General features: G+C 71.6%; 2 protein-coding genes (1 of these 2 only partly in view). Both read left to right on the top strand.

Annotation, left to right across the window (positions count from 1 at the left end):
- Window positions 1–4,519: the end of a type I polyketide synthase gene (locus AB0M14_RS35915; protein ID WP_365004026.1), read on the top strand. Its footprint begins 12,008 nt before the window's first position; the window shows 4,519 of its 16,527 coding nt (coding positions 12,009–16,527); the start codon falls outside the window, past its left edge; it ends in the stop codon at window positions 4,517–4,519.
- Complete coding sequence (locus AB0M14_RS35910; protein ID WP_365004023.1) at window positions 4,516–23,436, top strand: type I polyketide synthase; 18,921 nt, start codon at window positions 4,516–4,518, stop codon at window positions 23,434–23,436. Before AB0M14_RS35915 ends, AB0M14_RS35910 begins: the two co-directional genes overlap by 4 nt.

Genomic DNA, 23,436 nt, shown 5'->3' with positions numbered 1-23,436 from the left:
CGCCGAACCGCGCGCGGGCGGATTCCTGTACACCGCAACCGAATTCGACGCCGCCTTCTTCGGCATCTCGCCGCGCGAGGCACTCACCATGGATCCCCAGCAGCGGCTGCTGCTGGAGTCCTCGTGGGAGTTGTTCGAGCGAGCCGGCATCGACCCGGACACGCTGCGCGGCACCCGGACGGGCGTTTTCATCGGCGCGGCGGCCTCCGAGTACGGCCCTGGCCTCCGCGGCGCCGCGGACAGCGCGGAAGGGTATGCGCTGACCGGCAGCGTCACCGCGGTCGCCTCCGGCCGCATCGCCTACACCTTCGGCCTCGAAGGACCCGCCGTCACCCTCGACACCGCCTGCTCGTCCTCGCTGGTCGCCCTGCACCTGGCTTGCCAGTCCCTGCGCCAAGGCGAGAGTTCGATGGCACTGGTCGGCGGCGTCGCGGTAATGGCCGAGCCGGGCGCGTTCATCGACTTCGGCCGCCAGGGCGGTCTGGCCGCGGACGGCCGCTGCAAGGCCTTCGCCGCGACCGCCGACGGCACCGGCTGGGCCGAAGGCGTCGGAATGCTTCTGGTGGAACGCCTTTCCGACGCCCGCCACCACGGCCACCAGGTACTCGCGGTGGTCCGCGGCTCCGCGATCAACTCCGACGGCGCCTCCAACGGACTGACCGCCCCGAACGGCCCCGCACAACAACGCGTGATCCGGGCCGCGCTGGCCAACGCGGGCCTGCACACCGCCGACGTCGACGCGGTAGAAGCGCACGGCACCGGCACCAAACTCGGCGACCCCATCGAAGCCCAAGCCCTCCTCGCCACCTACGGCCAGGACCGCGACCACCCACTGTGGCTGGGCTCGGTGAAGTCCAACATCGGCCACGCCCAAGCCGCCGCCGGAATGAGCGGAATCATCAAAATGGTGCAGGCCCTCCGCCACGGCATCCTGCCCCGCACCCTCCACCTCACCGAACCCACCCCCCACGTCGACTGGTCCTCGGGCGCGATTTCCCTACTGACCGACCAAATCCCGTGGCCCGAAACCACCCACCCTCGCCGCGCCGCAGTCTCCGCCTTCGGCATGAGCGGCACCAACGCCCACGTGATCGTAGAGGCGTCCCCAGACGCGCCCTCCGTAGCGTCGAACGCGCTTGCCGCAGTGCCGGACGTGCCCGTTGCAGGGCCAGACATCGCTGGCGCCGGGCCTGAGGGGGCGACAGCGCCAGTGCCGTGGGTGCTTTCGGCTCGGAGCTCGGTGGCGTTGGGGGAGCAGGCGAATCGGTTGCGTGCGTTTGTCGAGCGGCACCCTGAATTGGAGCCGGCTGATGTGGGCTGGTCGCTGGCCGTGAGTCGGGCTGCGCATCCGTATCGGATGGCGGTGGTCGGGCGGGACCGGGCGGAATTGCTTGCGGGGCTGGGTATGCCGGCGGGTACGGAGGCGGTGACGGCTGGGAAGGTGGCTTTCCTGTTCGCGGGGCAGGGCAGTCAGCGGGCCGGGATGGGCGCTGATCTGTATGCGAACTATCCGGTGTTCGCCGCCGCGTTCGATGCGGTGTGTGCGCGGTTCGATCGGTCGGTGCGGGACGTGCTGGTCGGCGACGGCGAGCTGCTCGATCAGACGATGTACACCCAGGCCGGGTTGTTCGCGCTCGAGGTGGCGTTGTTCCGGTTGCTCGAACACTGGGGTGTCGCACCGGATTTCGTGCTCGGGCATTCCATCGGGGAGCTGGCCGCCGCGCACGTGGCCGGGGTGCTGTCGCTGGATGACGCGTGCACGCTGGTCGCGGCGCGCGGGCGGCTGATGCAGGCGCTGCCGGTCGGGGGCGCGATGGTCGCGATCGACGCGACCGAAGCTGAGGTGCTGCCGTTACTGTCCGAGCGGGCGAGCATCGCGGCGATCAACGGACCGCGATCGGTGGTGGTTTCCGGCGACGAGGACGCCGTCGACCAGGTCGCGGGGTTGTTCGTCGATCGACGGAGCAAGCGGCTGCGAGTCAGTCATGCGTTCCATTCGCCGCGCATGGATCCGATGCTGGCGGAGTTCCGCCGGGTCGCCGAGCAGCTGACATACTCGGCCCCGCGAATTCCGTTGGTATCGAACCTGACCGGTGCTCTGGTCGAGACGTTCGACGCGGAGTACTGGGTGCGGCACGTGCGCGAAGCCGTCCGGTTCGCCGACGGGATGCGCAGCCTGGCGGAGCTGGGCGTGGACACCTTCGCCGAACTCGGCCCGGATGCCACGTTGACGGCGATGGGTCAGGAGAGCGTGCCCGAAGCCGGTTTCGTGCCGGTATTGCGCAAGCAGCGCCCGGAGCCGGATTCGGTGATATCCGCAGTGGCGCAACTATTTACGCGCGGCACGGTGCCGGACTGGACGAAGATCTTCCCGGCTGCCCGCCGGGTCGAGTTGCCTACGTACGCGTTTCAACGGCAGCGATTCTGGCTGGAACCCCAGCGCGCCGCCGACCCCGCGGACGCCCGCTTCTGGGAGGCCGTGGAACACGCTGATTTGGACTTCTTCGAATCGGCACTGCGCCTCGCGCCGGATCGACCGCTGGCAGCGGCGCTGCCCGCGTTGTCGCTCTGGCGGCGCAACCGCCGGGAGCAGTCCGCAGTGGACTCCTGGCGCTACCGAGTGAACTGGAAGGCGCTGGCGGACAACGAGTTCACGCCACTGCCGGGCACCTGGGCGGTGGTCTACCCGGCCGGAACCGCCCGCCGCCCGGTCGTCGAGGCCCTCGAATCGCACGGCGCCACCGTTGTCGAGATCGAGATGGCCGACGCCGACCGGGACGCACTCGCCCACCGGCTGCCCGGCACGCCGCTCAGCGGTGTGGTCTCGCTGCTGGCGCTGGATGAGCGCCCGGATCCGGAGCATCCGTCCGTCCCTCGCGGTTACGCGATGACGCTGGCGTTGGTGCAGGCGCTGAGTGCGTCCGAGGCCCCGCTGTGGTGCCTCACGCGCGGTGCGGTCTCGGTCGCCGGTGAGTCGGCGGCGCCAGGGCAATCCCTGGTGTGGGGTCTCGGCCCGGTACTCGGCTCGGAGCATCCCGAGCGCTGGGGCGGACTGGTGGACCTCCCGGAGCACTGGGACGAGCAAGTTCAGGACCGGCTGGCGGGCGCACTGGCCGGCGTCGAGGATCAGGTCGCGATCCGTCCGGACGGCGTGTTCGGCCGCAGACTCGCCCGAGCACCGTTGGGGCGCACCAACTCCGCGGGATGGACGCCGTCGGGCACCGTCCTGGTGACCGGAGGCACCGGCGCCCTCGGCGTCCACACCGCCAGGTGGCTGGCGGGCGCCGGCGCCGAGCATGTGGTGCTGGTGAGCCGCCGCGGACCCGACGCCCCCGGCGCCGCGAAGCTGGCGGCCGAGCTGCGTGAACTAGGCGCCGTCGTGACAGTAGTCGCGTGCGATATCGCCGATCGCGCGGCGCTGGCGAGATTGCTCTCGACGCTGCCCGCCCTCGACGCCGTGGTGCATACGGCCGCCGTTCTCGAGGACGGTGTGATCGCTGCCCTGACCGTCGAGCAGGTCGACCGGGTCCTGCGGGTAAAGGCACAGGGCGCATGGCATCTGCACGAGCTGACCGCGGAACTGAACCTGTCCGCGTTCGTGCTGTTCTCCTCCCTGGCCGGTGTCGTCGGAACCCCCGGCCAAGGCAATTACGCACCGGGCAACGCCTACCTGGACGCGCTGGCCGACTATCGGCGTTCCCGCGGCCTGCCCGCGACGGCGATCACCTGGGGCCCCTGGGCCGGGGGCGGTCTGGCCGAGCACGGCGCGGGCGAAACCGCCCGGCGGCACGGGGTGCCCGCGATGGCGCCGGAACTGGCGATCGCCGCGCTGCGCCAGGCCTTGGCCAACGACGAAACGGCCGTGGCCGTCGCCGATATCGACTGGAGCCGCTTCGCCGTGGCGCTGACCGCGACCAGGCCGCGGCGGCTGCTGGCCGACCTGCCGGAGGCACAGCAGCCGGACACCATAGCCGAGTCCGGCGCCGCGAGTCTGGCCGAGCGCCTCGCCGGAGCCAATGCGGCGGAACAGAATCGGGCCCTGGTGCACCTGGTCCGCGCCCAGGTGGCCACCGTGCTCGGCCACGCCGACCCCACCGCGATCGAATCCGCCCGCCCCTTCAGCGATCTGGGCTTCGATTCGGTGACCGCCGTGGAATTCCGCAACCGCCTGGCCGCCGAAACCGGAGTCCGGTTGCCCGCGACCCTCGTCTTCGACTTCCCCACACCGCAATCGCTGGCTACCGGCCTGCGGGCGGAACTGTTTCCGGAACCGGCCCACCAGGCCGCTGCGGGAATCGCCGAATTCGACCGGCTGGCAACCGTTCTGGCGGGAATAAGCCCATCCGGCGCGGAGCACGCGATGATCACGGCCCGCCTCGAGGACCTGCTCGCGAAATGGAAGAACGACGACCGCCCGCCGGACAACGGCGCGGTCGACGAAATCGCATCCGCCACAGCGGAAGAACTGTTCGACATTCTCCACAAGGAATTCGGGAAGTCAGTGGGTGACGTTAAATGAGCGATGAGAACAAACTTCTCGAGAACCTGAAATGGGCGACCACCGAACTGCGGCAGGCGCACCGGCGGCTGCGTGAGCTCGAGGACCGCGAGCAGGAGCCGATCGCTGTCGTCGCGATGAGCTGCCGTTTCCCCGGCGGCGTGCGCTCACCCGAAGACCTGTGGGACCTGGTCGCCGCGGGCCGCGACGCGGTCACCGACTTCCCCGCCGATCGTGGCTGGGATCTCGACGCGCTGTTCGGCGCCGACCCGGCGCGCCCCGGCCGATCCGACGCCCGCCAGGGCGCGTTCGTCGACGACGCCTGGGCCTTCGACCCCGGCCTGTTCAAGATCTCGCCGCGCGAAGCGCTGGTGATGGATCCGCAGCAACGCATGCTGCTCGAAGTGTGCTGGGAGCTTTTCGAGCGGGCCGGGCTCGATCCGGAAGCCCTGCGCGGCAATCAAATCGGCGTCTTCGCGGGCACCAACGGCCAGGACTACGCGGCCCGGCTGGCGGCCGTGCCGGAGCTCACCGAGGGATACCTGGCCACCGCGAGCACGGCCGCGGTGCTGTCCGGGCGGATCTCCTACTCGTTCGGGTTCACCGGGCCCGCGCTGACCGTGGACACCGCCTGCTCCTCCGCGCTGGTCGCGCTGCACCTGGCGGTGGAATCGCTGCGCCGGGGCGAGTGTTCGATGGCACTGGCCGGTGCGGCCACGGTGATGTCGACCCCGACCATCTTCGTCGAGTTCTCCCGCCAGGGCGGCATGTCCGCCGACGGCCGGAGCAAGGCCTTCGCGAACGCCGCCGACGGCGTGGGCTGGGGCGAAGGCGCCGGAGTGCTCTTGCTGGAACGGCTTTCGGACGCGCGGCGCAACGGGCACCAGGTGCTGGCGGTGGTGCGTGGTTCGGCGGTGAACCAGGACGGCGCGTCCAACGGGCTGACCGCCCCGAACGGCCCGTCGCAGCAGCGGGTGATCCGGGCCGCGCTGGCCGATGCCCGGGTCGCGCCGTCGGAGGTCGACGTGGTGGAGGCGCACGGCACCGGAACCACGCTCGGCGATCCCATCGAGGCACAGGCGCTGCTGGCCACCTACGGCGGGGACCGGGATCGCCCGCTGTGGCTGGGCTCGGTGAAGTCCAATATCGGGCACACCCAGGCCGCCGCGGGCGCGGCCGGCCTGATCAAGATGGTCATGGCCCTGCGGCACGGTGAGCTGCCGCGCACGCTGCACGTCGACGAGCCGAGCTCGCATGTGGACTGGTCGGCCGGGGCGGTGTCGCTACTGACCGAGCACCAGCCGTGGCCGGAGACCGGCGCGCCGCGTCGCGCGGGGGTTTCCTCCTTCGGCGTCAGCGGCACCAACGCGCACGTCATCCTGGAACAAGCGAACGCCGCGGCCGTTGCGGCACCGGCTCCGGAACGTGCTGTGCCGCAAGTGCTTCCGCTGGTCATCTCCGGTCGCACCGCCGCGGCGCTGCGGGCCCAAGCCGAGCGGCTGCGTTCCCATCTGGATCTGCACCCGGACCTGACGCTGCTGGACCTGGCCTATTCGTCGGCCACCACTCGTTCGGCCCTCGAACACCGCGCGGTCTTGGTGGCCAAGGATCGCGACGAACTTGCGCGCGGGCTGACGGCACTGGCCGAGGCCGACGCCGCGCCCGGGTTGACCACCGGCGTAGCCGATGAGGGCGGCCTAGCCTTCCTGTTCCCGGGACAGGGCGGGCAGTGGGCCGGGATGGCGGTGCGACTGCTGGCGGACTCCCCGGTGTTCGCGGCGCGGATGGCCGAATGCGCTGTCGCACTGGACCCGTATGTCGATTGGCAGTTGCTCGAGGCGGTGCGGGACAGTGCCGCGCTGGAACGTGTCGATGTCGTGCAGCCGGTGTTGTTCGCGGTGATGGTGTCCCTCGCCGAGCTGTGGCGTTCCCATGGTGTGGAGCCGGGTGCGGTGGCCGGGCATTCGCAGGGTGAGATCGCGGCGGCGTGTGTGGCGGGTGCGTTGAGTCTGCCGGATGCGGCGAAGATCGTCGCTTTGCGCAGTAAGGCGCTGTCGGCGCTGGCGGGCAGCGGTGCGATGGTGTCGTTCACCTTGGCCGCCGACGAAGTCGAAGCACTGTTGACTCGATGGCACGGCCGGCTCACGCTGGCCGCGCGGAACGGGCCCACCTCGGTGGTGGTGTCCGGTGAGCCGGTCGCGATGGCCGAGTTGATCGAATACTGCGACACGCAAGGGATCTGGAACCGGCGGATTCCGGTCGACTACGCCTCACATTCGGCGCAGGTCGAGCAGATCCGCGAGCAGATGCTGGCCGCGCTGGCCGGGATATCCCCGGTTTCGTCCGCGGTGCCGTTCTTCTCGACAGTCCGCGGCGGATGGGTGGACACCGCGACCCTGGACGCCCGGTATTGGTACGACAACCTGCGCGAGCAGGTCCGGTTCGACACCGCGATCAAGGGCCTGTTCGAGGACGGGCACCGGCTCTTCGTCGAGTGCAGTCCGCATCCGGTGCTGGTGCCCGCCGTACAGGAAACACTGGACGACTACCCGGATTCGGCGGCCGTGCTCGGCACCTTGCGCCGGGATCAGGGCGGCTACGACCAGTTCCTCACCTCGATCGCGCAGGCCCATGTGCACGGCGCTCACGTCGACTGGAAGGCCGTCTTCGACGGCACCGGCGCCCGCCGGATCGACCTGCCCACCTACGCCTTCCAGCACCAGCGGTTCTGGATCGAGGTGCCCGCCGGTTTCGGCGATGTCACCGCGGCCGGGCTGGGCGCGGCCGACCATCCGCTGCTCGGCGCCACCATCACCATGGCGGACGCGGACGCGCTGCTGCTCACCGGCCGCCTGTCCACCCGCACCCACCCGTGGCTCGCCGACCATGTCGTGCTGGGCCGGGTGCTGCTGCCCGGCACCGCCTTCGTAGAACTCGCGCTCCAGGCCGGTGAACAGATCGGTTGCGAGCTCGTCGAGGAACTGACCCTGCAAGCGCCGCTCATCCTGCCCGAGCCCGGCGGCATGGCCGTGCAACTGCTCGTTGGCCCGCCCGACCCCGCCGGACGCCGCCCGATCACCATCCACTCCCGCCCCGACGACGCAGCCGCCGACGACCCCTGGACCCTGCACGCCAGCGGCGCTCTGGCCGTCCGCGGGACCGGAACCGCCGAGCCGCGCGCGCTGACCGAATGGCCACCTGCCGGCACCGAACCCATCGAGGTGGACGGCTACTACGAATGGGCCACCGCCGCAGTCGGATTCGACTACGGACCAGCGTTTCAGGGACTGCGCGCCGCCTGGCACCGCGACCACGAACTGTTCGCCGAAATCACCCTGCCCGACCCGGAACAAGCGGAACACTTCGGACTGCACCCGGCGCTGCTGGACGCCGCCCTGCACACCCTCGGCCTGAGCCGTGACGACGAGCAGGGCCGAGTCCCGTTCTCCTGGCGGAACATCGCGCTGCGCGCGACCGGCGCAGCAACCCTGCGGGTACGGGTAACCCCGACCGGCGACGACGCAGTCGCACTGGACCTGGCCGACGGCACCGGCGCCCCGGTCGCCTCGATCGGCGCCCTCGTCCTGCGTCCGGTCACCGCGGCCGGACTCGACCGCCCCCGCCAGACCCGGCAACAATCACTGTTCCGGATCGACTGGCCCACCCTGCCGCCGCAACAGCTCACCGACCCCCTCGAGATCCACCACGATCTGAACGAAATCGGCCAGCACAGCGCCGAATACGTGGTCCTGGCCTTCGACCCCGCCGCGCACGGCGCATCCGACGACACTCCCGCATCGGAGAACACGGCCACAGCCGTACACGCCGCGACCCACCGGGCGCTCGCCGCGATCCGAACTTGGCTCGAGGACGAGCGATTTGCTGAGTCCACCTTGGTGTTCCTGACGCGCGGTGCGGCCGGTCCCGACATCACCGATCTGGTCAACGCCGCGGTGTGGGGTTTGGTGCGATCCGCGCAGACCGAGAATCCCGGACGGTTCGTGCTCGCCGACCACGACGGCACCGGCCTCGAGCTGCTGCGGGGCGCTCTCGCCACCGGCGAACCGCAGTTGGTGCTGCGGTCCGGAAACGTACATGTGCCCAGGTTCGCTCCGGTGGCGCTTGCCGCCGACGAACCCGAATTCCCCGAGGGCATCGCGGGCACCGTCCTGATCACCGGAGCTGGTGGCTCGCTGGGCCGGCTCGTCGCCCGGCATCTGGTCACCACGCGGGGCGTTCGGAACCTGTTGCTGGTCAGCCGAAGTGGACCCGCCGACGACCAGATCGCCGAACTCCGCGAACTCGGTGCGACCGTGACCGGAGCCGCCTGCGATCTGGCTGACCGCGCCGCCGTCGAGCGTCTGCTCGCCGGGGTCGACCTCGGGGCGATCGTGCATACCGCCGGTGTGCTCGACGACGGCGTGATCTCCGCGCTCACCCCCGAACGCCTCGACACCGTGCTGCGCCCGAAGGTCGACGCGGCCCTGCACCTGCACGAATTGTCCGCGCACCACGACCTTTCCGCTTTCGTGCTGTTCTCTTCGGCCGCCGGTGTACTCGGCGCGTCGGGCCAGGGCAACTACGCGGCGGCGAACACCTTCCTCGACGCGCTCGCCCAGCACCGCCGCGACCTCGGCCTGCCCGCGACCTCGCTGGCCTGGGGAACCTGGGAGCAGTCCGACGGCATGGCCGCGGACCTGGACGACGCGACCATGGCCCGTATCGCCCGAATCGGTTCCGGCACACTGTCGGCGAGTGCCGGTTTGGCGCTGCTGGACGCCGCCTGGTCGGCGCCCGACGCCGTGCTCGCACCGGTTCGGCTCGATCTCTCCGTGCTGCGCGCCCAAGCGAAGGCGGGCTCGCTGCCGTCGATGCTGCGCAGCCTGGTCCGGGTGCCCGCGAAACGGGCGGCCGCCGAATCCTCGCTCACGGCAAAGCTTTCCGGACTGTCCGAGGCCGACCAGGAACGCGTCGTCTTCGACCTGGTCCGCGCCGAGATCGCGATTGTGCTCGGGCACACGGGATCCGGCGAGATCGACCCCACCCGGGCCTTCCGGGACTTCGGGTTCGATTCCCTGACCGCGGTCGAACTGCGCAACCGGCTCGGCGAGCGCACCGGCCTCCGGTTGCCCGCGACGCTGGTATTCGACCATCCGACCCCGATCGGGCTGGCCCGGTGGCTGCGTTCGGAACTGCTCGGCGAGGACAGCGCACCGCCCCCGATGCCGACCATGGCCCCGGTCGACGACGAGCCGATCGCCATCGTCGGGATGAGCTGTCGCTACCCGGGCGGGGTCACCGGCCCCGACGAACTCTGGCGTCTGGTCGAAGCCGGCGCCGACGCGGTCGCGGCCTTCCCGGCCGACCGCGGCTGGCGCGTCGAATACAGCGACGATCCCGGCCGCACCGGCACCAGCTACGTCCGCGAGGGCGGATTCCTCTACGACGCGGCGGAATTCGACGCGAACTTCTTCGGGATCAGCCCCCGCGAAGCGACCGCGATGGACCCGCAGCAGCGGCTGCTGCTGCAAAGCACCTGGGAGGCTTTCGAACACGCCGGAATCGACCCGGAGTCGGTGCGCGGCAGCCGGACCGGCGTCTTCGCCGGAGTGATGTATCACGACTACCTCTCGCGGCTGCACGCCGTTCCCGAGGCGCTGGCCGGTTACGTCGGCACCGGCGGGGCCGCGAGCATCGCCTCCGGCCGGGTGTCCTACGTCTTCGGCCTGGAGGGGCCGGCGGTCACCGTCGACACCGCGTGCTCCTCCTCGCTGGTGGCGTTGCATCTGGCCTGCCAGGCGCTGCGCAACGGCGAATGCTCGATGGCATTGGCCGGCGGCGTGACGGTGATGCCGACACCGGCGGTGTTCGTCGAATTCAGCAAGCAGCAGGCGCTCGCACCGGACGGCCGTAGCAAGTCCTTCTCGGCCGCCGCGGACGGCACCGGCTGGGCCGAAGGCGTCGGAATGCTGCTCGTCGAACGGCTTTCCGACGCCCGGCGCAACGGTCACCGGGTGCTGGCCGTCGTGCGCGGTTCGGCGATCAACCAGGACGGCGCGTCCAACGGCCTCACCGCCCCCAACGGCCCGGCCCAGCAGCGGGTGATCCGGCAGGCGCTCGCCGGCGCCGGATTGGCCACCGCGGACGTCGACGCGGTCGAGGCGCACGGCACCGGTACCACGCTCGGCGATCCGATCGAGGCGCAGGCGTTGCTGGCCACCTACGGCCAGGACCGGCCGGCGGAGCACCCGCTCTGGCTCGGCTCGCTGAAGTCCAATATCGGGCACGCGCAGGCCGCCGCGGGCGTCGGCGGCGTCATCAAGATGGTCATGGCGATGCGGCACGGCACCCTGCCGCGCACCCTGCACGTGAGCGAACCCACCCCGCAGGTGGACTGGTCGGCGGGCGCGGTGCGGCTGCTCACCGAGCCGATCGGCTGGCCCGAACTCGATCGCCCGCGCCGGGCGGCCGTCTCCTCGTTCGGGATCAGCGGCACCAACGCGCACGTGATCCTCGAACACACACCGGCCGAAGAGCCTGCCGCGCAACCGGATCCGGCCGAGCTGCCGCAGGTCCCCTGGGTGCTGTCGGCCAAGAGCGCCGATGCCGTTCGCGGCCAGGCCGCTCGGTTGCTGTCCGTGGCGGACACGGAGCTACCGGCCGACATCGGTTTCTCGCTGGCGGCCTTCCGCTCCGCGCTGTCCCACCGCGCGGTCGTCCTCGGCCGCGACGGTACGGAACTGCGGCAGGGTCTGGAAGCGCTGTCGGGCGGCGAACCGGCCACGCGCGTCGTCGAGGGCGCGACCGTCGGCGGCGAGGTCGCGTTCCTGTTCCCCGGTCAAGGCGGGCAGTGGGCAGGGATGGCGGTGCGGCTGCTGACGGACGCTCCGGTGTTCGCGGCGCGGATGGCCGAATGCGCTGCCGCACTCGAGCCTTACGTCGACTGGCGGCTGCTGGACGCTGTGCGCGACGGCGCTGCCCTGGAACGTGTCGATGTCGTGCAGCCGGTGTTGTTCGCGGTGATGGTGTCGCTGGCGGAGCTGTGGCGTTCGCATGGCGTGGAGCCGGGTGCGGTGGCCGGGCATTCGCAGGGTGAGATCGCGGCGGCGTGTGTGGCGGGTGCGTTGAGTCTGCCGGATGCGGCGAAGATCGTCGCGCTGCGCAGCAAGGCGCTGTCGGCGCTGGCGGGCAGCGGGGCGATGGCTTCGCTCGCGTTGCCCGCCGACGAAGCCGAATCCTTGCTGAACCGTTGGGACGGCAGGCTCGCGCTGGCCGCGATCAACGGGCCGAATTCCGTTGTGGTGTCCGGTGAACCGCTCGCGATGGCCGAGCTGATCGAGCACTGCGCCGACCGCGGGATCTGGAATCGCACGATCCCGGTCGATTACGCGTCCCATTCCGTGCAGGTCGAACAGATCCGGGCGGAACTGCTGGCGGCTCTGGCCGATATCTCGCCGAGTTCGTCTGCGGTGCCGTTCTTTTCGACCGTCACCGGACAGCGGGTCGACACCGCGACCTTGGACGCGAGGTATTGGTACGAGAACCTCCGTCAGCAGGTCCGGTTCGACACCGCGATCGGGAATCTGCTCGCGGACGGGCATCGGCTCTTCGTCGAGTGCAGCCCGCATCCGGTCCTGGTGCCCGCGGTGCAGGAGATCGTGGACGGTCACCCCGATCCGGCCGCGGTGATCGGCACGTTGCGCCGCGACCAGGGCGGCGCGGACCAGTTCCTGGCAGCGGTCGCCCAGGCCTACACTCATGGCGCTCCCGTCGACTGGAAAGCGTTCTTCGCCGGATCCGGCGCACGCCGGATCGACCTGCCCACCTACGCCTTCCAGCGGCAGCGGTACTGGCTGGACGCACCCGAATCGGGCGGCGTTCAGGTAGCCGCCGAGCTTGCCCCGGCGGCTACCGAGGCCGGCGGCCTGGCGGGCCGGCTCGCGGGAATGCCCGCGGCCGACCGGGAACGGACCGCGCTGGACCTGGTCCGCTCCACCGTCGCCGCCGTCCTCGGCCACGACTCGCCCGAGGCGATCTCGGCCGGCCGGGCGTTCAACGACGTCGGATTCGACTCGGTCACCGCCGTGGAACTGCGCAACCGGCTGAGCGCCGCCACCGGTCTCGCCCTGCCGGCCACCCTGGTCTTCGACCACCCGACCCCGGCCGTACTGGCCGGCCACCTGGTTTCCGAACTGCTCGGACTCCAGGCCACCGCCGCGCCGGTGGTGGCGGTCGCCGCCTCCGCAGAGCCGATCGCGATCATCGGCATGACCTGCCGGTTCCCGGGCGGTGTCGCCACACCCGAACAGCTGTGGGAGCTGCTGCGCGCCGAGGTGGACGCGATCGGAGCCTTCCCGGTCGACCGCGGCTGGGACCTCGAACACCTCTACGACACCGCCGCGGACGGCAGCTCCACCACCCTCGAAGGTGGATTCGTTTACGACGTACCGGAATTCGACGCCGGATTCTTCGGAATCTCGCCACGTGAAGCGCTGGCGATGGATCCGCAGCAGCGTTTGCTGCTGGAAGCCGCGTGGGAGGCCTTCGAACGCGCCGGCATCGATCCGGCCTCGGTCCGGGGCAGCCAGGCCGGAGTGTTCATCGGGTCCGTGGCCTCCGGGTACGGCGCCCGGCAGCCGGCGGCCGGAGCGGAGGGATATGCCCTCACCGGCGGCGCGGCGAGCGTCATGTCCGGGCGGATCGCCTACACCCTCGGCCTCGAGGGCCCGGCGCTGACCGTGGACACCGCCTGCTCGTCGTCGCTGGTGGCCTTGCACCTGGCTTGCGAATCGCTGCGACGCGGCGAGAGCTCGCTCGCGCTGGCCGGTGGCGCGACCGTGATCTCGACGCCGGAGATCTTCGCCGAATTCGCCCGCCAGCGCGGACTGGCCGGGGATGGCCGGTGCAAGGCGTTCGCCGCGGACGCCGACGGCACCGGCTGGTCCGAAGGCGCGGGTCTGCTTGTGTTGGAGCGGCTTTCGGATGCGCGCCGCAACGGCCACCAGGTGCTGGCGGTGGTGCGGGGCAGCGCGGTGAACCAGGACGGCGCGTCGAACGGCTTGACCGCGCCGAACGGCCCGTCGCAGCAGCGCGTGATCCGGCAGGCACTGGCCAATGCCGGGTTGTCCACCGCGGATGTCGACGCGGTGGAGGCGCACGGCACCGGCACGGTCCTGGGTGATCCGATCGAGGCGCAGGCCCTGCTGGCCACCTACGGCCAGGATCGGGACCGTCCGCTGCTGCTCGGCTCGATCAAGTCGAACATCGGTCACTCGCAGGCCGCGGCCGGCGTCGCCGGGATCATCAAGATGGTCCTGTCGATGCGCAACGGCGTGCTGCCCAAGACCCTGCACGCCGATCAGCCGTCCCGGTTCATCGACTGGTCCGCGGGCGCGGTCGAATTGCTCGCCGAATCCCGCGACTGGCCGGACCACGGCCGCCCGCGCCGGGCGGGTGTGTCGTCCTTCGGAGTGAGCGGCACCAACGCACATGTGATCCTGGAGGAATTCCCGTCGGCCGCTACGCCGTCGGCCGCCGTGCTGCCGGCCGCCGTGCCGTCGGCCGACGCCCCGGCCACCGGAGTGAGCCTGCCGTGGCTGCTGTCGGCGCGCAGCGAGGCCGCGCTGCGGGCGCAGGCGCAACGCCTGCTGACTTACACGGACCGCGCGCCGGAGCTCGACGCGGCGGCAATCGGGTTGTCGCTCAGCACGACTCGTGCCGACCTGGAGCACCGTGCTGTGGTGATCGGCGCGGACCGCGACGAGCTTGGTCACGGTCTGCGTGCGCTGGCCGACGGAGCCGCGGCGCCCGGCGTGATCGAAGGGTTCGTCGCCGGAGAAACCCGGGTCGCATTCCTGTTCTCGGGCCAGGGCGCACAGCGCGCGGGCATGGGACGTGAGCTGTACCAGCGGTTCCCGGTGTTCGCCGCGGCCTTGGACGAGGTCTGCGCCAAATTGGACAGCCGCCTCGGCAGGCCGCTGCGCGATGTCCTGTTCAACGAAGACTGCGCGCTGCTCGATCAGACGATGTACACCCAGGCCGGGCTGTTCGCGCTCGAGGTGGCGCTGTTCCGCTGGGCCGAACACTGCGGCATCACACCGGAGTTCCTGCTCGGTCACTCGATCGGTGAACTGGCCGCGGCGCACGTCGCCGGGGTGCTTTCGCTGGAGGACGCATGTGTACTGGTCGCCGCTCGAGGCCGGTTGATGCAGCAGTTGCCCGCGGGCGGCGCGATGCTGGCGATCGCCGCGACCGAGGCGGAGATCCGCCCGCTGCTGTCCGGCGCGGTGGACATCGCGGCAATCAACGGCCTGGACTCGGTGGTGATTTCGGGCGACGAGCATGCGGTCGAGGCGGTCGGGCGAGCATTCGCCGACCGGAAGACCAAGCGACTCACCGTCTCCCACGCCTTCCACTCGGTTCGGATGGAGCCGATGCTCGCCGAGTTCCGGGAGATCGCGGCGGCGCTGACCTATCACGCCCCGCGAATTCCGGTCGTGTCGAACCTGACCGGCGAGCCGGTGCGGGCCTACGACGCCGAGTACTGGGTCCGGCATGTCCGTGACACTGTGCGATTCGCCGACGGCGTGCGATGCCTCGCCGAACTCGGCGCCACCACGTTCCTCGAACTCGGACCCGACGGTGTGCTGTCCGCGATGGGACAGGACTGCCTGCCCGGCGCGACCTTCGTCCAGGTGTTGCGCCAGGACCGGCCCGAAGCGCCCGCCGCGCTGACCGCGTTGGCCCGGCTGCACGTGCATGGAGTCGAGATCGACTGGGCCACACTGTTTCCCGGCGCGGGCACGGTGGAACTGCCGACCTATGCCTTCCAGCGTCAGCGGTTCTGGCCCGACGCCGTGCCCACCGTCGGGGACGTGACCTCGGCCGGCCTGGCCGCGACCGGTCATCCGCTGCTCGGCGCGGCCGTGGCGCTGCCGGAATCCGGTGGCGTGGTGCTGAGCGGGCGACTCTCGCTGGAAGCCCAGCCCTGGCTGGCGGACCACGTGGTCATGGGCACGACCTTGCTGCCCGGCACGGCGTTCGTCGAGCTGGCGCTGCGGGCCGGCGATCAGGTCGGCTGCGACCTGATCGAGGAGCTGATCCTGGAAACGCCGCTGCTGCTGCCCGAACGCGGCGGCGTCGCGCTCCGGGTGACGGTCGGCGCACCCGACGACAGCGACCGGCGCAGCGTCTCGGTGCACTCTCGCGCCGAGACCGCGCCGCCCGACGAGCCGTGGACCCGGCACGCCAGTGCCGTGCTGGCCCCCGACGCTCCGGAAGGCGTTGCCGCACCGGCGCAATGGCCGCCGGCGGGCGCGGAGCCGATCGAGCTCGACGGCTACTACGAGCGCGTCGCCGCGGACGGTTTCGCCTACGGCCCCGCCTTCCGTGGGCTGCGCGCCGCCTGGCGGCTGGGGGAGGAGTTCTTCGCCGAGGTCGCGCTGCCGGACGGCATGGACGGCGAACGATTCGGGATACATCCGGCGCTGCTCGACGCGGCACAGCATGTGCTGGGCTTCGCCGCACCCACAGAGAAGGGTCGGCTGCCGTTCGCGTGGAGCTCGATTGCCTTGCACGCCACCGGCGCCGGCGCGCTCCGGGTGCGGCTCAGTCCCGCGGGCAGCGACGGGTACGCCCTCGTGGTGGCCGACATGACCGGTCAGCCGGTGGTCGAAGTCGGGTCCCTGGTGCTGCGGCCGGTCGCCGCCGATCAGCTGAACCGCACTGACAGCCTGCGCAATTCGCTGTTCACCATGGATTGGGTGCCGGTGTCCGCGAGCGCGGAGACCGGCGCGGACACCTGGACGGTGCTCGCGGCCGGAGCCGACGAGATCGCGGACGCCCTGATCGCCGGCGGGCACCAGGTGACAGCGCACCGGGAACTGACCTCGCTGTACGGCGCGCTCGATGCCTTGCAGTCCTGGCAGCGCGAAGGCACGTCCTCGCTGCTGGTCCTCACCCGCGGCGCGGTCGCGGCGGCCCCCGGCGACAGCGTGCCCGATCCGGCGCACGCCGCGATCTGGGGTCTGGTCCGGTCGGCGCAATCGGAGAATCCGGATCGAATTCTGCTCGCCGACATGGACATCGACGCGGCCGACGGTGCGTTCGATGCGCTCACCGCGGCGCTCGCAGCGGGGGAACCGCAGCTGGCGCTCCGCGCCGGAACAGTGCTCGCACCCCGGCTCGCTCGGGCGAAGCCCGCCCTGGCCGCACCCGCGGACGCCGCGTGGCGACTGGACACCACCGGCGCGGGCACCCTGGAGAACCTCACGCTGGTGCCGCATCCGGAAGCCACCGAACCCCTTGCCCCCGGGCAGGTCCGGATCGCGGTGCGGGCGGCCGGGGTGAACTTCCGGGACGTGCTCAACGCGCTCGGCATGTACCCCGGAACCGGCGCGCAGCTCGGGCTGGAGGGTGCCGGAGTCGTGCTCGAAGTCGGCCCCGGCGTCACCGGCCTGGCGCCGGGCGATCCCGTGATGGGTTTGCTGACTTGGGCTTTCGGTCCGGTGTCGATCACCGATCACCGGCTGGTCACCGCCATTCCGGCGGGCTGGACCTTCGCCGAAGCCGCCACCGTTCCGGCGGTGTTCCTCACCGCCTACTACGCCTTGGTCGATCTCGCCGACCTGCGGGCGGGGGAGCGGGTACTGGTGCACGCCGCCGCGGGCGGTGTCGGCATGGCCGCGGTCCAGCTGGCGCGCCACCTCGGCGCCGAGGTCTTCGGCACCGCGAGCGCGGCCAAATGGGAGGTGTTGCGGGCGAACGGGATCCCGCAGGCCAACATCGCCTCCTCGCGGACCTTCGAGTTCGAGCAGCGCTTCCTGGCGAATACCGGCGGTCGCGGCGTCGACGTCGTACTCGACTCGCTCGCAGGCGAATTCGTCGATGCCTCGCTGCGGTTGCTGCCGCGCGGCGGCAGATTCCTGGAAATGGGCAAGACCGATGTCCGCGACCCGGACGCCGTCCGCGCCGCCCACCCCGGTGTGGCCTATCGAGCCTTCGAGCTCTTCCAGGCCGGGCCGGAACGAATCCAGCAGATGCTGGCCGAGATCCGGGCGCTGCTCGAGGGCGGACAGTTGCGGCCGTTGCCGCTTGCCGCGTGGGACATCCGCCGTGCCAGGGACGCCTTCCGGTACATGAGTCAGGCGCGCCACATCGGCAAGGTCGTGCTCACCGTGCCGCGGGCGCTCGACCCCGCGGGAACCGTGCTCATCACCGGCGCGACGGGTGTGCTCGGCGGGCACATCGCCCGGCACCTGGTCACCGAACACGGTGTCCGGCACCTGCTGCTGGCGAGCCGTCGCGGCTTCGACGCCGAATTGTCCGCGGAGCTCACGGCTTCCGGAGCCGAGGTGACCATGGTCGCCTGCGATCTCGCCGACCGCGGCGCGGTCGGGCAGCTGCTCGACCGGGTACCCGCCGCGCATCCGCTGACGGCCGTCGTGCACGCCGCCGGAACCGTCGCCGACGGCGTCATCGGCTCGCTCACCCCCGACCGAGTCGACGCGGTCATGGGACCCAAAGCCGACGCCGCCCGGCACCTGCACGAGCTGACCGCACACCTGGACCTGGCGGAGTTCATTCTTTTCTCCTCCATCGCGGCCACCTTCGGCGGTGCGGGACAAGGCAATTACGCGGCGGCGAACTCGGTGCTGGACGCGCTCGCGCAGCACCGCCGGGCCCGCGGCCTGCCCGGCACCGCGCTGGCTTGGGGCCTATGGGCCGAGCGCAGCGCCATCTCGGGCCACCTCGGCGACGCCGACCTGGCCCGGATGGCCCGCGGCGGCTCGAAAGCCTTGTCGGTCGCCGAGGGGCTGGCGTTGTTCGACGCGGCCCTGCGCGCCGATCAAGCGCTGCTGCTGCCGTTCCATCTCGACCTCGCGAAGATCAACGGGCCGGTCGCCCCGTTGCTCACCGGCCTGACTCGCGCTCGCGGACGGCGCAGCGCCGCCGATGTAGTCGCCGTGGATTCGACACTGACACAACGCCTTTCCGCGATGACCCCGATGGCGCGGGACGAATTCCTGGTCGAGCTGGTGCGCACGCACGCCGCCGTGGTGCTCGGCCACACCGGTCCGGAGGCGATCGACTCGGTGCGGGCCTTCAACGAGATCGGGTTCGACTCGCTCACCGCGGTCGAACTGCGCAACCGGCTCGGCGTGGCCACCGGTCTGCGCCTGCCCACCACGCTGATCTTCGACTATCCCAGCGCCGCCTCGGTCGCCGGTTTCATCCGGTCCGAACTGGTCGGGACCGCGCCGGGCACGGACGCCGCGGCGCCGGCGCCGCTTGCCGCCGACGAGCCGATCGCGATCGTGGCGATGAGCTGCCGGTTCCCCGGCGGCATCGGCTCACCGGAGGAACTGTGGCGCCTGCTCAGCGCCGACGCCGACGTGATGTCGGAGTTCCCGCGCGACCGCGGCTGGGACACGGCCGGCAGATCGGCCACCGCGGAAGGCGGATTCCTGTATGACGCGGGTGATTTCGATGCCGGATTCTTCGGGATCTCGCCTCGGGAGGCGGTCTCGATGGACCCGCAGCAGCGCCTGCTGCTCGAGGCGTCGCAGGAGACGTTCGATCGCGCCGGGCTCGACCCCGAGACCATCCGGGGCAGCCAAGTCGGCGTGTTCGTCGGCACCTGGGCGCAGGGCTACGGCGGCGCCGCCGACGGCTACGCCCTGACCGGCGTGGCGACCAGTGTGGTGTCCGGGCGCATCGCCTACACCTTCGGCCTGGAGGGGCCCGCGGTCACCGTGGACACCGCGTGTTCCTCGTCGCTGGTGGCACTGCACCTGGCGGCCCAGTCGCTGCGGGCCGGTGAGTGCTCGCTCGCGCTGGCCGGCGGCGTGACCGTGATGGCCACCCCGCTGATCTTCGAGGACTTCACCCAGCAGGACGGGCTCGCGCCGGACGGCCGGTGCAAGGCCTTCGCGGCGGCCGCCGACGGCACCGGCTTCTCCGAAGGCGTCGGCATGGTGCTGGTGGAGCGGTTGTCCGACGCGCAGCGCAACGGGCACGAGATCTTGGCCGTGGTGCGGGGTTCTGCGGTCAATCAGGACGGTGCGTCCAATGGGCTGACGGCTCCGAACGGTCCGTCGCAGCAGCGGGTGATCCGGCAGGCCCTGGCCAACGCCGGGCTGGCCGCGTCGGAGGTCGACGCGGTCGAGGCGCACGGCACCGGCACCAGGCTCGGCGATCCGATCGAGGCGCAGGCGCTGCTGGCCACCTATGGCAAGGACCGGGAGCGGCCCTTGTGGCTGGGCTCGGTGAAGTCCAACCTCGGGCACACCCAGGCCGCCGCGGGCGTGGCCGGAGTGATCAAAATGGTGCTCGCGCTGCGGCATCAGACGCTGCCGGCCTCACTGCACATCGACCAGCCGACGCCGGAGGTGGATTGGTCGGCGGGCGCGGTGGAATTGCTGAAAGCGCCGGTGCCGTGGCCGGATTCGGGGGTACCCCGGCGGGCCGGGATCTCCTCGTTCGGCTTGAGCGGCACCAACGCCCATCTCATCCTCGAGCAGGCGCCGCCCGAGCCGGAACCGGTAGCGCCCGAGGCGGTGCCGCCCGGCCCGGACACCGCCGCGTGGCCGCTGTCGGCCAAGAGCACGGCGGCATTGCGGGCACAGGCGGAACGACTGCGGGCCCGCGTGCTCGCCGATCCCGAAGTGCGACTGGCCGATATCGCACTGTCGCTGGCCCAACGCCCCGCGTACGCGCAGCGGGCCGTGGTCGTCGGCCGGGACCGGGCGGAACTGCTGGCCGGACTGACCGCGCTGGCCCGGGGCGCCGAGGACGCCGCAGTAGTCACCGGAACCGTCGGCGAGCCGGGCAAGGTAGTTTTCGTCTTCCCGGGTCAGGGCTCCCAGTGGCCCGGAATGGCGCTGGAACTGGCGGATTCGTCGCCGGTGTTCGCCGCCCGGCTGGCCGAGTGCGAGCAGGCGCTCGCGCCGTTCGTCGACTGGTCACTGCGGGACATGATCGGCGACGAAGCGGCGTTGCAGCGCCTGGATGTCCTGCATCCGGTGTTGTGGGCGGTCCTGGTCTCGCTGGCCGAGTGGTGGCGCTCGATGGGCGTCGAACCCGCTGCGGTAGTGGGTCATTCGCAGGGTGAGATCGCCGCGGCCTGTGTCGCCGGTGCGCTGTCCCTCGCCGACGGCGCCCGGGTGGTCGCGTTGCGCAGCCGGGCGATGGTGCGCATGACCGGGCACGGCGGGCTGCTGTCGGTACCGCTCCCGCCGGCGGAGGTCCGGGAGCTGATCGCGCTCTGGGGTGACGAGCTGGCGATCGGCGCGGTGAACGGGCCGCGGCGGGTCATCGTCTCCGGTACGGACGCGGCGCTGGACGAACTGCGGGCAAGCCTGCCGGAGGTCGACACGCGACGGATCCCGGCCGGTGTCGCCTCGCACTCGGCGCACGTGGAACACCTTCGCGAGCAATTGCTTTCGGCGCTGGCGCCGATTTCCCCGCGCCCGGCCGGGGTGCCGTTCTACTCGACGGTGACCGGCGCGATCGTGGACACCGAGCGGCTGGACGCGGACTACTGGTACCGAAATGTGCGCGGGACAGTGCGTTTCGCGGACGCCGTCGGCGCTCTGCTGGCCGACGGGCACCGGACCTTCCTGGAAGCGAGCCCGCACCCCGTCCTGACGGTCCCGGTGCAGGAAACCGCCGAGGACCGCGCCGCCGAGGTGGTCGTCACCGGTTCGCTGCGCCGCGACGAGGGCGGCTTGCCTCGCATGGTGGCGTCGCTGGCCCAGGTCTGGGTGCAGGGCGGTGCGGTGGACTGGACCGGGCTCGTGGCGGGCGCCCGCCGGGTCGACCTGCCCACGTATGCCTTCCAGCGCCAGCGGTATTGGCTGCCGCCGCAGCCGGCCGCCCACACCGCGGACGCGGTGGACGGCGAATTCTGGGCCGCCGTCGAGGCCGGGGATGCCGGTGCGCTCGCGGCCTCCGTCGGCGGCGACGGGGCCGAACAGCTCTCCTCGCTGACCGCGGTGCTGCCGATGTTGTCCGCGTGGCGGCAACGCCGGCGCACCCGGTCCTCGGTGGACGCACTGCGCTACCGGATCGGCTGGCACCCGGTCGCGGACCCCGTGCCCGCGATGTCGGGGACTTGGTTGGTGGTGGCGCCGGACGGCCACGACGCCGCTGAGTGCACCGAGGCGATCGAACGCCACGGCGCGAAAACGATGACGGTCGCACCGGACCGTGTCCGTGCGGTCCTCGCCGACGGGGCCGAGCTGGCCGGGGTGCTGGCCCTCACGGCACTGGACGGGCGGCCGCATCCGGAGCATCCGGTGGTGCCGCGCGCCCTGACCGGGACCATGGAACTGCTCCGGGCACTGCATGAGGCGCAGGTGGCGGTGCCGCTGTGGTGCCTCACCCGCGGGGCAGTCGCGCCCGGTCGGTCCGAACCGGTCGTCGATCCGGGGCAGGCGCAGCTGTGGGCGCTGGGACGGGTTGCGGCGCTGGAGTATCCGCGCGGCTGGGGCGGTCTGGTGGACGTCCCCGAGGTGCTCGACGATCGGGCGGCGGCCCGGCTGGCCGGCGTGCTGGCCGGAAACACCGGTGAGGACCAGCTCGCGGTGCGTTCGGCCGGGGTATCGGCCCGCAGGTTGTCGCGGGTGCCGGCCGCGGCGCTCTCGGCCGCGGGCGAGTGGCGGCCGCGCGGCACGGTACTGGTCACGGGCGGGACCGGTGCGGTCGGTGCGCGGATCGCGCGGTGGCTCGCCGGCGCGGGGGCAGAGCATCTGGTGCTGGTCTCGCGTCGTGGCCGCGGTGCTCCGGGAGCGACGGAGCTCGCCGCGGAACTCGGGGTCCGGGTGACCGTCGCGGCCTGTGATGTGGCGGATCGGTCCGCGCTGGCCGACCTGGTCCGCACGGTCGAGTCCGACGGCAGCGCGATCACGGCCGTCGTCCACGCGGCGGGGGTCGCCGAATCGGCCGGGCTGGCCGAGCTCACACCCGCGATGCTGGCGAAGGTGTTCGCGCCCAAGGTCTCCGGCGCGCGCAACCTGGACGAGATCTTCGCCGACCGGGACCTGGACGCCTTCGTGCTGTTCTCCTCGGTCGCCGCGGTCTGGGGCGGTGCGGGACAGGCCGCGGGCGCGGCGGCGAACGCGTTCCTCGACGGAGTGTCGGACCGCCGCCGTCGACGGGGCCGCAGGGCCACGACGATCGCGTGGGGACCGTGGGCCGAAGGCACCATGGCTCCCGGTGTCACCGAGGAGCAGTTGCGCCGGCGCGGCGTCGCCCCGATGGCGACCGATCTGGGGCTGGCCGCGCTGCGGCAGATCGCGGGGCAGGACGAAACCGGGCTCACCGTGGCCGAGATCGACTGGGAGCAGTTCGGATCGACGTTCACCGTCGCCCGGCCGAGCCCGCTGCTCACGGAACTGCACCAGGCACGGCCGTCGGCCGAGGAGCTCGGCGGGGACGAATCCGCGGTGCTGCGCGCCCGGCTGGCCGGTTTGCCGGAGCCGGAACGGCACGACGCGCTGCTCGAATTCGTCCGTGCGCGCGCCGCTTCCGTCCTCGGTCACGCCGACGCGGAGGAGATACCGGCGGACCGCCCGTTCCGGGAGTTCGGTTTCGACTCGCTCACCGCGGTGGAACTGCGCGGCCGGCTGAGCCGGGCGACCGGCTTGCGCCTGCCGGCCACGCTGGTGTTCGACTTCCCGACGCTGACCGCGTTGACCGGACGCCTGCTCGCCGAATTGTTCGCGACCCCGAACGGGACCGATCCGGGCGAGGAACGGATCCGGGAAGCGCTCGCGGAGATTCCGATCTCCCGGCTGCGTGACGCGGGCCTGATGGATGTGCTGTTGCGGCTCGCCGGCGCCGCGCCCGTGGCGGCGCCGCCGGCCGAACCGGCCGACCTGATCGACGAGCTGGACGACGAAAGCCTGATCCGGCTGGCGCTCGACTCGGATTCCTGA

The sequence above is a fragment of the Nocardia sp. NPDC051832 genome (genome assembly GCF_040681285.1).
Classification (GTDB): domain Bacteria; phylum Actinomycetota; class Actinomycetes; order Mycobacteriales; family Mycobacteriaceae; genus Nocardia.
This window is presented reverse-complemented; position numbering and strand designations above follow the sequence as displayed.

Coding starts and splice junctions, on each gene's coding strand:
- AB0M14_RS35910 (WP_365004023.1), top strand. CDS start 4,516: ATGAGCGATGAGAACAAACTTCTCGAGAACCTGAAATGGGCGACCACC.